Origin of the sequence: Holtiella tumoricola (genome assembly GCF_027857615.1) — a bacterium.
Taxonomy (GTDB): Bacteria; Bacillota; Clostridia; order Lachnospirales; family Cellulosilyticaceae; genus Holtiella; species Holtiella tumoricola.
The window spans coordinates 1-13,240 of record NZ_JAQIFT010000053.1 but is presented as its reverse complement, the minus strand read 5'-3'; the positions used below and the strand labels follow the sequence as shown (position 1 = coordinate 13,240).

Here is a 13,240-nt window from a genome sequence, read left to right as displayed (position 1 = left end):
GTAGCTTTTTTCGAGGATGGACTTAGAATATAAGCTACATGCAGTTTAGTAATCTCTCCGCCGGTGCAGTCCACAAAGTGAAGGAGAATCTACCTAGCCAACTCACGTAAGTAGACTAAATATAAGCACCCCACTCACGCTTAACCCAATATTTATTTGTCTTCATTACTTACAGTCGATAGCAGTGGTTTAAAGGTCCATTACCATGTCCTAAGCTAAGTCCATCTGCAATAGCACCAGCTACATATTCTTTGCCTAACTTAACACTATCTGAAAGGCTATAGCCAAGTGCTAAGTTAGAAGCAATAGCGGAGGAAAGGGTACATCCTGTACCGTGTGTATTAGTAGATTGATAGCGTTTGCCATCGAACCATGTAAAAGTATCATCTGCTAGATAGAGGAGGTCACTTGCAGTTTCTGTGAGGTGACCTCCTTTTGCAAGAACATGTGTACCTGTTTGATGAGCTAAAGTACGTGCAATTTCCAGCATGGTTTCTTTATCTCTAATAGTAGTTGTTTCAGTAAGATTAGCAAGTTCATATAAGTTAGGTGTAATAAGGGTTGCAAGGGGAAGTAGATGATGTAGCATAGCATCTCTTGTTTCATTTGAACTTAGAGTTGCACCACTTGTAGCAACCATAACAGGGTCTACTACGATATAGGCAGGTTTATATTTTTTTAAAATATCTACAATAGCATATGTAAGAGAAGCATCACCAATCATTCCAATTTTGACTGCAACAGGAGGAATATCTTCAAAGATACGTTCAAGTTGTTCAGTTAGAAACTCAGGAGAAACAGACATAATGCCACTTACACCTTGAGTGTTTTGAGCAGTAAGTGCTGTAATTGCACTCATACCATAAACTTTATGAGCAATCATCGTTTTTAAATCTGCCTGTATACCTGCACCACCACTACAATCAGAGCCTGCAATTGTCAGTACTGTTTTCATCGGAGAATCTCCTTTTCTATAAGTTTTTTAAGATGTCTTGCAGATTGATAAATATCTGGTTGTTTAAAAAGGCCAGAAACAACGGCAGCACCTGCAATATCACTACCTTTAAGTTTTAGAATATTTTCTTCTGTGATGCCACCGATAGCTACAACAGGTAAAGAAGTTGAATGACAAATTTCTTGTAATGCCTTGTAGCTTAAAGGCGTAGCATCTAACTTAGTACCACTTCCGAACACAGCACCAGAGCCAAGGTAAGTAGCACCAGCTTCGGTAGCAAGGCGAGCTTGCTTGGGTGTTTTGGCTGTTACACCTATAATTTTATCTATGCCAAGATACTTACGAGCTTCTTGGATGCTACAATCTTTTTGACCAATATGTATGCCGTCAGCCTCACTTAGTAAGGCGACTTCAATATTATCATTAATAATGAGTGGGACATTATATTTACGAGTGAGTTTACGCATAAGACGTGCCTCAGCTAAAAATGCATCTTGGGATAAAGTTTTCTCACGAAGTTGCACCATAGTTACGCCACCCTTTAGGGCTTGTTCTACCTGTGAAAGAAGTGTTTGACCATTTAGCCAACTACGATCTGTAACGGTGTAGAGTGTGAGACATTTAGGTGTAAATTTCATAGTGTAAACCTCCTTGAAGTTGGATTGGTGTAATTAAGCTTACTGCATCTAAGAGTAGAGTACGAAATGTACCTGTGCCACCTTGTAACAGTTCACATTTTTGATGAGCAAATTCACTAGAAATCCCTACGGTACCTACAGCAGCTACAGTAGCTTCTAGAAGTTGAGAAGGATTAGCCCCACAGTAGGCTCCTATAAGACTAGTAAGCATGCATCCCGTTCCTGTAATACGGGTAAGATCAGAATGACCATTAAACACAGCATAAGTCATATAGCCATTTGTAACTAAATCTGTTTTTCCACTTACTGCAATAATAGAGCGTGTTTTGTGGCTTAAAGCAGTAGCGAGTTGCAAAATGCCTTGTATGGTATAAGGCGTTACAGTTTTGGGTGAAGCAACATCAATCCCTATAGAGATAGATTTGTCTGTAAGGAGTGTTTCTATTTCAGAAGCATTTCCACGGATAACACTGAAGTGGATTGTACTCAAAAGTTGATGAGCAGCTTGTTTCCTAAAATGAGAGGCGCCTACACCAACAGGATCTAAAATAACAGGTATACCTAATTGATTGGCTTTTTGCCCTGCCAGGAGCATACTTGTAAGCTTGGTTTCGCTTAAAGTCCCCATATTGAGAACAAGTGCTTTAGCATGGCTTGTAATTTCTTCTACTTCAGAAGGTGCATCAGCCATAATAGGAGATGCACCTAAAGCAAGGAGTAGATTGGCACAGTCATTAGCGGAAACATAATTAGTGATACAATGTACAAGGGGACGAGTTTGTACCACATTTTCTAGGAGTGATGTAAACATACAAACCACTCCTGCCAAACTTTTGTTCTCGTCAAAACTTTTAGTATCATAATAGAAATGGTAGCACCTACAATAGAGCTAATCATGAAAGGCATAATATAAGCAAACATGGCAGCTTCTTTTCCCATAATAAGTGTAGCCACAGGAAAAGCAACAAGTGCACCTAAAACACCTGTTCCAAAGATTTCACCAATGTAGGCGACAGATAGTTTTGGATACATTTTAAAGAGCATACCACATAAAAAGGCACCTAACATACTACCAGGGAAGGCTAGAAGAGTACCTGTTCCTGATAGTACACGAATTAAAGAAATACAGAAGGCTACTGCAACGCTATAGACAGGCCCCAGCAATACACCTGCAATCACATTAACCATATGCTGAACAGGGAAACATTTTGCAGCACCAATGGGGATAGAAAATGTGGCACAGATTACACCAAGGGCAATTAATAATCCTGCAAGAGTTAGTTTTTTAGTTTTCATTTTATTGTTATCCTTTTTTACAAATAAATTTTAGACATATCTTTTATTCTATTATTCCATGATATCTACGTCTTCACCGCGGAGAATTTTATTAATATTACGCATAGCGCACATTTTGCCACACATTGTGCAAGTATCTTCTTTTTCAGGTGTACTTTCTTCTCGATAACGGCGGGCTTTTTCTGGATCAATGGCAAGGTCAAATTGTTTTTCCCAGTCTAAGTTACGACGCGCTTCACTCATTTCATAATCCCAGTTAGTAGCACCAGGAATACCTTTTGCAACGTCAGCAGCATGAGCAGCAATCTTAGAGGCAATAATACCTTCACGTACATCTTCTAAGGTTGGGAGACGTAAGTGTTCGGCAGGGGTTACATAGCATAAGAAAGAAGCACCATGGGTTGCGGCAATGGCACCACCAATAGCAGCAGTAATGTGATCATAACCAGGTGCAACATCTGTAACAAGAGGACCTAATACATAAAAAGGTGCACCTTTACAAATGGTTTGTTGAATCTCCATATTAGCTTGGATTTGATTAAGTGGCATATGCCCAGGCCCTTCAATGATGACTTGAACATTTTTTGCCCATGCACGTTCAGTAAGTTCACCGAGAGTTACGAGTTCTTTGATTTGAGAAATATCTCCAGCATCATGAATACTACCAGGTCTACAAGCATCACCAAGGCTTAAGGTAACATCGTATTCAGCACAGATCTCTAGAAGTTCATCGTATCTTTCATAAAAAGGATTTTCACATCCTGTAAGTTCCATCCAAGCAAAAATCATAGAACCGCCACGAGAAACAATATTTGTATGACGATGAGTTTGTTTAAAACTATGAGCAGTTGCACGGTTAATACCGCAGTGAATAGTCATAAAGTCAACACCATCTTCGGCATGCATACGCACAATATTCATCCACTCATCAGAGGTAATGTTTTTAAGTGGTTTATTGTAGTAGACAACAGCATCGTAGATAGGAACAGTTCCAATAATAGCAGGACATTCTGCAGTAAGTTTTTTTCTAAAAGTAGTAGTGTCACCATAAGAGCTTAAATCCATAATAGACTCAGCACCGAGGTGAACAGCCGTCATGACTTTTTCCATCTCTACATTTAAGTCTAGGCAATCACGAGAAGTACCAAGGTTAACATTAATTTTGGTTTTAAGCTTATTTCCGATTCCATAAGGTGTGAGTGCATGATGATTTTTGTTAGCTGGGATAGCGACTTGTCCACGAGCAACAAGGTCGCGAAGGATTTCTACATCTATTTGTTCGTATGTAGCAACATGCTCCATTTGTTTTGTGATTATGCCACGTCTTGCAGCATCCATTTGAGTTGTGTATAACATTTTTACCTCCTGAGTTATTAGAATTTTTGGAAATAAAAATAGCGCAACCTCCCCGTAGACAAGTTGCGCGTTGTATATTCTATACTCACCTTGTATTCCCTACGTTGGCATTATCCAAATCAGGTTAAAGGGTCGAAGTTGATGACTTCCTCTCAGCCCGCATACGAGCTCCCCAGGTTTTTGCTATTTTTTTAATTCTAACATAAAATTTGATGGAAATAAAACTATTATTTTTTATTTTTCATGTTTCATTTGATGTTTTAAATCCTTAGCTAGTTCTTTGGCTTCATGTTTTTCTTCTCTTTCAAGCTTATGTTCTTCGTGAATTACTTTCATGCCTTCAAGATCTTTATGAAGTTCTTCTTTGTGCATTTGATGTTTAAGTTCATGTTCTAAAACTTTTTCTTCATGATGTTCATGATGTTCTTCTTTCTTTTGTTCGTGGTGAGCTTTCATACCTTGAATATCTTTTTTGAGTTCATCAGTTAATTTAGTCATAGTTAGGCTCCTTAATATAGATTTATAGAATCAAACACTAATAATATTTGCAAAAAATATATTTCTAATACTTAGGTCTAGAAATTACCTAGACTTGTCACAGACGAAAGATAAAAAGTTAGGTATAATAGAAGAAAGAATAAAAAGTTTGAGGAGGTACTTATGAAGAAAATACGTTTTGCAATTGTTGGTACTAATATTATTACGGATCGCTTTATTGAAGGATTAAAAAAGGTAGAAGGCACAGAGCTTGTTGCTGTGTACTCAAGGACAGTAGATAGAGGAACTGATTTTGCCACTATGTATCAGATTCCACATGTTTTTACAGACTTAGAAGAAATGGCACAAAGTCCTTTAATTGATGCAGTATATATTGCATCACCTAATGCGTTACATGCTAAGCAAGCTATTTTGTTAATGGATCATGGCAAACATGTAATATGTGAAAAAGCATTTGCATCTAATGTAAAAGAAGTAGATGCAATGATACAAGCAGCTAAGAAAAATCAAGTATTTTTGATGGAAGCCATAAAAAATGTTCATGTACCTAATTTTAAAATTATAGAAGAGAATTTAAAAAAGATAGGTACTGTTCGTAAATATGTTGCAAGCTTTTGCCAGTATTCATCTCGCTATGATGCTTATAGAAGTGGAGATGTATTAAATGCCTTTAGACCAGAGTTATCTAATGGCGCATTAGTGGATATTGGTGTATACTGCATTGCACCTATGGTGAGGCTCTTTGGAAAACCAGAATATATTCAAGCTACTGGTTTTAAATTAGAATCAGGCGTAGATGGAGAAGGAAATATTAATTTTACTTATCCAACGATGAGTGCAACTATTCAATATTCTAAAATAAGTAATTCTAATTTACCTTCTGAAATTCAAGGAGAAGAGGGAACTATTTGTATTGAAAAGATTAGCCAGTGTCAAAAGGTGAGCTTGTACCCAAGAAAAGGTGAAAAAGTAGATTTGAGTCAGCAAGATACTATAGATAATCTTTATGATGAAATACAGGATTTTGTAGATATGATTAGAACAAATAATATTCAGCAGCAAGATAAATGGTTAGAAGAATCACGTATTGTTGTAGAGATTATGGAGGAAGCAAGAAAACAGATGGGTATACATTACCCAGCTGATGAACTAGTGTAATGTATACCCATAGAGATAAACACCTAAAATATCCTTGAAACCTTTGAAGGTTATATTCTTTTGCGCAAGACGTACGAATTTATGACTATCATAAAAACCATAATTACATCTTGTATCGGTATAGAGATAAAGAGAAGAAACTTGCTTTTGTTTCATATAGCCAAGAAGATAGGCAATTAGTGTTTTACCAATACCAAGGCCTCTAGATTCTTTGGCTACAATGAAAAGTTGAATACATCCACCAAAGGTATCTTCTTTGCCTTTTATAAGTTCTTTATAGACTGTTTGAATATGGGCAAACTGTTTGAGTGCCTGACGATTTGTTTTATTAGTCAGAAGAAGTTTTCCCATACTAGATAAGAGAGAGAAAATGTTATGAGATTTTATAAGACGTTTTTTCTCTCTTTTTGCTTGCCCCAAAATAAGTCCAATAACTTGATGGTCTTTTACAGCAACCTTACTAAAGGTACTTGCCATAATACAATCTTGTAAGTAGATATTTAAAACTTGGTTTAAGAATTTCTTATCTTTTATAAAGTCATCAAAGCCAAAAGCTTCATTAATGAGGGATTTGATACGTTCATAATCAGTTGGTCTTAATTCTCTATAGATTATGTTTGCCATTTTAATCATCCTTTCAAAATTCATATAGAATTTGTTAATATTGTGTATAATGAGCATAAAGTATCCCCTAAAGGGAGAGTCAATAAGGAAAGGAATTCAGATGCAAAATTTATTTTCAATAGGAGAAGTTGCACAATTAAAGGACATTACCATAAAGGCGTTACGTTATTATCATAAAATGGGAATATTAGAGCCTCGCTTTATAGATGAACAAACAGGCTATCGTTATTATTCAATTGATCAATTGATTTATATAGATGTGATTAAAGGGGGGAGAGCTTTAGGAACAAGTATAGCTGAGCTACAAGAGATTTTTAAAGACTGTAATACAGATAAACTTCTTGACTTTTTACAGGTTAAAAAGCAAGAAGCAGAAGCGACCATTGATAAGATGAATGAAATCATTGGATATATTAATGAACTTAATGAAACAGTACGCTATTCGAGAGGACTACTTAAACAAGATGAGATTTGCATTCAAAAAATGGAACCCCGTTATGTGGTTGTAGCACCTTGTAAAGAAGTAGGAAGTCTAAAAGAACTCCTTTATTACTCAGAATTAGAAAAGGTAGTTCAAGAATTACAAATAGAGGTTGCTATGGAAAGAGGTATATTATATGAGATGAATGAGCAGGGAGAAGCTGTACCAAAGTATGTATTTAATGAATTAAAGGATCAAAAGAATGTAAAGGTTACAGAAAAAATTAAATGTATACCTGGAGGTAAATATCTAACTTTAACTTATAGTAAAGACAATGAGGCAGAACAGACTAAGAAATTATTTGAATATGTTATTAAAAATGATATACAAGTTGAGCGTTTACTAGAAATAGAGTTATTCAGTGATTTCTTTAATACAGAGGCTTATAATTGTCAACTCCAAATGCTTATTGAATAAATAAATTAAAATAAAAGTCTAGAAAATTATTGTAATATTCTATCAAGGTGATATAATTGTCACATAAAGAGATAAATATATCACTTTTGGAGGTGGATATGAGATTCATAGAGAATTTGAAAGAAGGCTTACAAGTTAAATTTGGCTTAAATGAGACAGGGAGTATTGCAAAAACACGTACAATATCTAAACATTTTGGATGGTTAGGATTTCTCGGATTTATGGGACCTATCATATATTCTTTTACAGGTTGGAGTGGAAGCTTAGCATTTTTGGTATTTTTTGGCTTCTTTGCCTTTTATTTTGAAGGAAAGATGTCTAATACATTAAGAGATGAACGTTTTATTGAAAATGAACGTCGAGCAGAACGTATAGCCTATCGTATAGGCATTATGATTATATTCTTAGCGTTAATTGGATGTATTAATTGGATAGAGCCATATGGGTATAAAGCAGCTTATACTTTTTTGATTACAATAATAGCTTTGGATTGGGCAGTAGTATTAAATTTATCCTATGGACTATTATACTATTGGGATAAGAAGGAGAATAGCAATGAATGAGTTTCGCTGTGAGCTCAAGAAATACCGTCTAATCAAAGAGCTAACCCAAGAGCAATTGGCAGATCAAGTAGGCGTAAGAAGAGAAACCATTATGCGATTAGAAGCAGGTAAGTATAATCCTTCTTTGAAATTAGCCATAGATATTTCAAGGGTTGTTGAGACACCGATTGAAGCACTATTTATATTTGATGAATAGGGGGGAAAGAGATGAGAGTTGTAGGATTGTTAGAGAATACAACGTTGGATGAAAGTTTTGAGAGTAAGCATGGTTTATGCTTATATATAGAGACACCTAACCATCATATTTTATTTGATGTAGGGCCAGATGCAACTTTTATAGAAAATGCTAAGACACTAAATATTAAAGTTGAAGCAGTAGATACAGTTATTATTTCACATGGGCATAATGATCATGGTGGAGGACTAGAGGCATTGTTTGAAGTGAATAAACAAGCTAAAGTTTATATACAAGAAAGTGCTTTTGAGCCTTATTTCTTAAATATACTTGGATTTAAGAAAAATATTGGTCTAGATGTACGTCTTAAATATCATCCCCAAGTTAAGTTATTAAAAGGTAATACACGTATAGATGAAGAGCTATTCTTATTTACAGACCCAAAGTTGAGTAGATACTTACCTGAAGGTAATAAGAAACTTCTGTCTAAGGCTAAGAAAGGTTATACACAAGATACATTTACTCATGAGCAAAATCTCATTTTATCCTTAGGAGAGCAACATATACTTGTGGCAGGTTGTGCACACCGTGGAATCATTAATATTATTGGAGAAGCAGAAAAGCAAATTCAAGGTGCATTAGATGATGTGATAGGAGGATTTCACTTTATTAATCCTACAAGTTTTAAAGGCATGCCAACCGAGCAAATAGAAGCAGTAGGCAAAGCACTTAAGGAGACAGGATACCAGTATTATACTTGTCACTGTACAGGTGAGACAGGATATGAGATTCTAAGACAAGTAATGCGAGAACAAATAGGGTATATTCATACAGGAACAGATTTAATTTTATAAAATAAACAAAAGGATGCTACTTTTTTTGTAGCATCCTTTTGTGGTTTTATGAGGTCTTATAAGGCTATTCTTTAGAAGCAAAGCATAAATTATAAAAAGAGGAAATGTAAATTATAAATAAAAAAGATAAGAGGGTGTGAGTGTAGTGAGATAGGAGGGAATCAATATGGACAAACGAGCAGCGAGATGGATTATAGCTATTATATTAGCCAGTGTATTGGTAGTTGCTGAATTATTCACATACATAGGTGGAATGGGTTATGTAATAACACATTTTAATGATGAGGCAGTAGCTGATTTACAAGTTGAAGAGGAAGAGGCAGAAGAAGTAGATATAAGTGGTTATGAAGCAGATTATAAAACTCTTAAAGAGGTTAAGAAGAATTTGCAGCAGGTGGTAGAAGGTAAACAACACTATTATGAAGTAAGTGCTGATGGACTTATTTATAATATAGAGATAAATCAAGGGCTAAGCTATGGTAGAAGTATAAAAAATGGCAGAGCTTATCTAATGGATTCTTTTGTAGCAGGAAAAATAACTGCGTTCTTTGTACCACTTCTACAAGAAGTAGAGATAGATCCAACAGGAAAAAGTCAATATATGATTATTGCACGAGATGGTGAAGAGATTGCAAGGCTAACGCCTAAAGGAGAAGGTTTACAAAGTACATTAAAATTTATGCCAGAAACATTGGAAGAAGTGGGGAAGTGGCAGGCAGGATATTATACTTTTGAAGTGCACATTGGAGATAGTTTTGCAATAAGGCAAACTCTTTTTAAGGAGGCTAATAAGCTTAAGGTATTATTAGTACCCATAAAAGGGCGATTTGGGGATGAAATTAGGGTGTTAGAAGGTACATGGCAGGAGGCTTTGAACTTTACCAAGAAAGTATATCCACTAGGAGAAGAGGATTTAATTTATGAGATAAGAGAAGAATTAGATCTTTCAGACAAACGCTATGATCTATACACAGATAGTGGGCTATATCATGTATGGAATATATTAAATAAACTTCAAACAAAAGAAAAAGAATATGATGTTATTATCGGTTTTGTAAGGAGCCCTCAAGGGCCAGAACAACAGTATAAGGGTTATACAATGGGAGCACCAGCAGTCATTGCCATGGAGGAAAATCCAGAAATAGAAATGATTGTGGCACATGAAATGGCACATTGCTTTGAAATAGGTGATGAGTACTGGGAGGGCAGCTTTAATATGGAAGTCAATCCACCACCCTATGAAATGAATGGGTATGATTGGAATGATGAAGAGATATGTGTTACAAGTTATAAAAGTTTTATAACTAGTGGAAATGATAGAGGGAGTCTAGCAACAGGAACAGTTATTGAACAAGGACAAAGGCCTATAGATTTAAGCTATAAAAATTTAGAAATGTCATATCTCAATGAAGTTGTTACAAGCTTTATGGGGACAGGAAGTAGTAATCTAAAAGATTACTGGATTACTTCAGCAGTATGGGAGCAACTTTACCATGTGTTTACTGAAGATGAAATATTAGAAAGTTCCATAGGAGAATTAGCGGTGACTTGTGAAGGCTGCTATAGAGAAGTTGATTTACAAGATTATAAATGGCTAGCTTATTGTAGTAAGGAAGATAACTATACAAAGTTTAATATAGAAGAGACTGAAGAAGATTATAGATGTAGTAAGTGTAAACAAAAAGAGTTAGCAAATGAAGACAATGTCTACTTAGAATGTCCTAATTGTCATACTTTGAATACATTGTCACAGATATTGAAATGGGCTACGGGTATAGAAGAAGGAAGAAAGATAGAACCAACTTATAATGTTTTACAAATAAGAGGTAACTTAAATAAGAATAATGAGTTTATCACTGAATGCTGGTGGAGCAAACAAGAGGCTTTAAATGAGCTAGAGGCACAAAAAAACGGAAATTATCAAGTACAGATATTAGATAAGTCGGGAGTATGTTTACAAAAGAGAGATTTTGATGTAAAGAATGGAAAAGTAGAAGTAGATATAATATACCCGCCTGTAACTCATAAAGTGAGGCTACTAGATAGAGATAAAGTATTCTATGAAAGAGAAGTCTCAGAAAATGAGCCTACTGTAGACGTTTGGAGTATAGAACCAGGGCAAACATTATCAGGAGAACAGATGATAAGTTGGAGAGGAAAAGACTTAGATCAAGATACACTTCATTATACTGTTTGGTATGATAGTGAATACGAACATCGCTTGTTAATAGAAGATACAACTAAAGAAAGTTTAACAATAGACTTAGATACTATGCCTGGAAGTTGGTATTCTTATATAACAGTAAAGGTATCAGATGGTATGGGAGAGAGCATAGGGTATAGCGCCCATTTTCAAGTAGCTTATAAAGCACCAGAGATATTAACGGTTCCAGAAGATACCTATAAATTTAAACGATCTGATCCTGTTGAGATAAGTGTGGAAGTGTATGACATACAAGAAGGTCATTTAGATAAGGAAGAAATGGTTTGGAGAGACTATAAGGGAAAAGAAGTTGGAATAGGGAATACATTATATTTGCAGCCCTACACATTAGAGATTGGTGCATATGAATATACCTTTACAGCAACAAATATAGGTGGAGAAATAGCACAAGTATACTATGTTGTAGAAATAAGTGAATAAAGATTGTACAAATTGTACTAAAATAAAATTCTTAAAAGTATTAAAAAATTAGATAATAATACCATAAACGGTGATGAAAAAATATTATAATTTTATAATGAAAATTATAAAATTATCTGATATAATCTATATTATTATTTTATATTTTGATTTATAAAGGTGTAATTTTAGTAAACATGCTAAAAAATCCTAAAACCATCAGGGGGACTAATTTATGAACAACTGTAAAGTGCTATTTAAATTTATTCCGTATTTTGAAGATTCAACTGTAATTAGTTTAGGTTACAGACAACAAGATGATGAAATTACATCTTTTGTTGACGAAGTGTATCAATGTGGTATATTGAACAAAGATTATTTAAAGATCTTACAAGAAGTAGACCCAACGGGGGAATACGAAAAATTAATCTTTGAAGCTGATTATGAAACACTACGTGTACTTATAAGTTTCTATGTATGTCAAAGAAATTTTGCTTCAACACTTTGGGAAACACCAATCAAAGATAAGACTTTTTTACGTATATTATATCGATTACGTACAGTATTAGGGGAATAAAGAAAAATAAAAGGATGGAGATTCAACGACTCTATCCTTTTAATATGCACCAAAAAGGTATTAAAAAAGCAGATTAGTGAGGGACTAATCTGCTTTTTTAGGCTTATACACATCTATGTTTATATTTGAAAGCTATAGAGTATTTGTTTGGGGAGTACTCTACGCATTAGGGAAGTAATTAGTATATGTAAGATGTGAATAAGCCTCTAGTTAAAAGTAGGTAAGACAGGGGAATGTCTTACAACGTCAGAATAGCATATATTGTATAGTGCGTCAAGTGTACTATTTTCAGCATATATTGCTAAAAAATAATGATTTATATACTAAATAGATTGTTTTGAATAAAATTGACTAGACTTTTATATGGTGTTAGACTAGTGATAATAAATATTAGTTAATATAAAATAGGAGGAAAGTATTATGAATTTAAAAGGTACACAAACAGAAAAAAATTTAAAGGCTGCATTAGCAGGAGAATCAATGGCTAGAAATCGCTATACCTTTTTTGCAGAACGTGCAAGAGAAGAAGGTATTGATGAGGCTGCTGAATTTTTTGAGCGTTTAGCAAAAAATGAAAAAGAACATGCTAGGCTATGGTTCAAATTGCTATATGGAGAAGCTTTAGATACAATGGAAAACATGAAAATAGCGGCACAAGGTGAGCATGAAGAATGGACAGATATGTATGTAAGATTTGCAGATCAAGCAAGAGAAGAAGGTTTTCATGAAATAGCAAAATTATTTACAGAGGTTAAGCGTATTGAACGTAATCATGAAAGAGAAAATATAAAAATCATGCAACGTATTCAAAGTGGAGAAGAAAAGAAAAAAGAAGTTGAGTCTAACTTATGGGTATGCGGTCATTGTGGATTTTCAATTGAATCGAGTGATAGGCTTGAAGCGTGTCCATTATGCAAGCATACGATTATAGGGCTATAATACTATACACCTACATATAAAAATGATTAATAAAAAGATATACTTATAAAAAGGAGAGATGAACTACTTAAGTAGTTCATCTCTCC

General features: G+C 34.7%; 15 protein-coding genes and 1 riboswitch. Of the genes, 8 read left to right on the top strand and 7 right to left on the bottom strand.

The annotated features are described in order from the left end of the window. Positions 1 to 169 precede the first annotated feature (169 nt). From thiD to PBV87_RS14450, 6 genes are all read right to left on the bottom strand, one after another. Positions 170 to 955, bottom strand: a complete 786-nt coding sequence (thiD, locus tag PBV87_RS14475; RefSeq protein ID WP_271012729.1) for a bifunctional hydroxymethylpyrimidine kinase/phosphomethylpyrimidine kinase — start codon at positions 953 to 955, stop codon at positions 170 to 172. After that, positions 952 to 1,593 carry a thiamine phosphate synthase gene (gene thiE, locus PBV87_RS14470; protein ID WP_271012728.1) on the bottom strand — a complete coding sequence of 214 codons (642 nt, stop codon included), beginning with the start codon at positions 1,591 to 1,593 and terminating at the stop codon, positions 952 to 954. Before thiE ends, thiD begins: the two co-directional genes overlap by 4 nt. Next, positions 1,577 to 2,404 carry a hydroxyethylthiazole kinase gene (gene thiM, locus PBV87_RS14465; protein WP_053985746.1) on the bottom strand — a complete coding sequence of 276 codons (828 nt, stop codon included), beginning with the start codon at positions 2,402 to 2,404 and terminating at the stop codon, positions 1,577 to 1,579. The genes thiE and thiM overlap by 17 nt, the downstream gene beginning before the upstream one ends. Next, entirely contained in the window at positions 2,386 to 2,889 is a 504-nt protein-coding gene (thiW, locus tag PBV87_RS14460) for an energy coupling factor transporter S component ThiW (protein WP_271012727.1), read from the bottom strand. The genes thiM and thiW overlap by 19 nt, the downstream gene beginning before the upstream one ends. Before the next feature lie 51 nt (positions 2,890 to 2,940). Continuing rightward, the gene (gene thiC / locus PBV87_RS14455; protein ID WP_271012726.1) at positions 2,941 to 4,245 is read right to left on the bottom strand and encodes a phosphomethylpyrimidine synthase ThiC; all 1,305 of its coding nucleotides are present in this window, start codon (positions 4,243 to 4,245) and stop codon (positions 2,941 to 2,943) included. A gap of 79 nt (positions 4,246 to 4,324) precedes the next feature. After that, a riboswitch (TPP riboswitch) is annotated at positions 4,325 to 4,430 on the bottom strand. Positions 4,431 to 4,479: 49 nt separating this feature from the next. Further along, positions 4,480 to 4,743 (bottom strand): hypothetical protein, encoded by a 264-nt coding sequence (locus tag PBV87_RS14450; protein WP_053985743.1) that lies wholly within the window; start codon positions 4,741 to 4,743, stop codon positions 4,480 to 4,482. A gap of 162 nt (positions 4,744 to 4,905) precedes the next feature. On the opposite strand from PBV87_RS14450, the gene PBV87_RS14445 reads away from it, so the two are divergent. Then, a complete protein-coding gene (locus tag PBV87_RS14445; RefSeq protein WP_271012725.1) occupies positions 4,906 to 5,901 on the top strand; it encodes a Gfo/Idh/MocA family protein in 996 nt (331 codons plus the stop codon). Here the strand turns inward: PBV87_RS14445 and PBV87_RS14440 are convergent. After that, positions 5,893 to 6,525, bottom strand: a complete 633-nt coding sequence (locus PBV87_RS14440) for a GNAT family N-acetyltransferase (RefSeq protein ID WP_271012724.1) — start codon at positions 6,523 to 6,525, stop codon at positions 5,893 to 5,895. The genes PBV87_RS14445 and PBV87_RS14440 overlap by 9 nt on opposite strands. Positions 6,526 to 6,625: 100 nt before the next feature. On the opposite strand from PBV87_RS14440, the gene PBV87_RS14435 reads away from it, so the two are divergent. The 7 genes from PBV87_RS14435 (at position 6,626) to PBV87_RS14405 (ending at position 13,154) form a co-directional block, all read left to right on the top strand. After that, positions 6,626 to 7,423, top strand: coding sequence for a MerR family transcriptional regulator (locus PBV87_RS14435; protein WP_271012723.1), 798 nt, complete (start codon positions 6,626 to 6,628; stop codon positions 7,421 to 7,423). Positions 7,424 to 7,521: 98 nt separating this feature from the next. Next, positions 7,522 to 7,986, top strand: a complete 465-nt coding sequence (locus PBV87_RS14430) for a DUF3796 domain-containing protein (protein ID WP_271012722.1) — start codon at positions 7,522 to 7,524, stop codon at positions 7,984 to 7,986. Then, a complete protein-coding gene (locus tag PBV87_RS14425; RefSeq protein ID WP_053985739.1) occupies positions 7,979 to 8,182 on the top strand; it encodes a helix-turn-helix transcriptional regulator in 204 nt (67 codons plus the stop codon). The genes PBV87_RS14430 and PBV87_RS14425 overlap by 8 nt, the downstream gene beginning before the upstream one ends. Positions 8,183 to 8,193: 11 nt before the next feature. Then, entirely contained in the window at positions 8,194 to 9,015 is an 822-nt protein-coding gene (locus PBV87_RS14420; protein ID WP_271012721.1) for an MBL fold metallo-hydrolase, read from the top strand. Between the two features lie 166 nt (positions 9,016 to 9,181). Then, positions 9,182 to 11,659 carry a hypothetical protein gene (locus PBV87_RS14415; RefSeq protein WP_271012720.1) on the top strand — a complete coding sequence of 826 codons (2,478 nt, stop codon included), beginning with the start codon at positions 9,182 to 9,184 and terminating at the stop codon, positions 11,657 to 11,659. Positions 11,660 to 11,873: 214 nt separating this feature from the next. Continuing rightward, complete coding sequence (locus PBV87_RS14410) at positions 11,874 to 12,215, top strand: DUF6508 domain-containing protein (RefSeq protein ID WP_053985736.1); 342 nt, start codon at positions 11,874 to 11,876, stop codon at positions 12,213 to 12,215. A 420-nt stretch (positions 12,216 to 12,635) separates the two neighbouring features. Next, positions 12,636 to 13,154: a rubrerythrin family protein gene (locus tag PBV87_RS14405; protein WP_053985735.1), complete on the top strand. Its 519-nt coding sequence runs from the start codon at positions 12,636 to 12,638 to the stop codon at positions 13,152 to 13,154. Positions 13,155 to 13,240 lie beyond the last annotated feature (86 nt).

Coding starts and splice junctions, on each gene's coding strand:
- thiD (WP_271012729.1), bottom strand. CDS start 955: ATGAAAACAGTACTGACAATTGCAGGCTCTGATTGTAGTGGTGGTGCA.
- thiE (WP_271012728.1), bottom strand. CDS start 1,593: ATGAAATTTACACCTAAATGTCTCACACTCTACACCGTTACAGATCGT.
- thiM (WP_053985746.1), bottom strand. CDS start 2,404: ATGTTTACATCACTCCTAGAAAATGTGGTACAAACTCGTCCCCTTGTA.
- thiW (WP_271012727.1), bottom strand. CDS start 2,889: ATGAAAACTAAAAAACTAACTCTTGCAGGATTATTAATTGCCCTTGGT.
- thiC (WP_271012726.1), bottom strand. CDS start 4,245: ATGTTATACACAACTCAAATGGATGCTGCAAGACGTGGCATAATCACA.
- PBV87_RS14450 (WP_053985743.1), bottom strand. CDS start 4,743: ATGACTAAATTAACTGATGAACTCAAAAAAGATATTCAAGGTATGAAA.
- PBV87_RS14445 (WP_271012725.1), top strand. CDS start 4,906: ATGAAGAAAATACGTTTTGCAATTGTTGGTACTAATATTATTACGGAT.
- PBV87_RS14440 (WP_271012724.1), bottom strand. CDS start 6,525: ATGGCAAACATAATCTATAGAGAATTAAGACCAACTGATTATGAACGT.
- PBV87_RS14435 (WP_271012723.1), top strand. CDS start 6,626: ATGCAAAATTTATTTTCAATAGGAGAAGTTGCACAATTAAAGGACATT.
- PBV87_RS14430 (WP_271012722.1), top strand. CDS start 7,522: ATGAGATTCATAGAGAATTTGAAAGAAGGCTTACAAGTTAAATTTGGC.
- PBV87_RS14425 (WP_053985739.1), top strand. CDS start 7,979: ATGAATGAGTTTCGCTGTGAGCTCAAGAAATACCGTCTAATCAAAGAG.
- PBV87_RS14420 (WP_271012721.1), top strand. CDS start 8,194: ATGAGAGTTGTAGGATTGTTAGAGAATACAACGTTGGATGAAAGTTTT.
- PBV87_RS14415 (WP_271012720.1), top strand. CDS start 9,182: ATGGACAAACGAGCAGCGAGATGGATTATAGCTATTATATTAGCCAGT.
- PBV87_RS14410 (WP_053985736.1), top strand. CDS start 11,874: ATGAACAACTGTAAAGTGCTATTTAAATTTATTCCGTATTTTGAAGAT.
- PBV87_RS14405 (WP_053985735.1), top strand. CDS start 12,636: ATGAATTTAAAAGGTACACAAACAGAAAAAAATTTAAAGGCTGCATTA.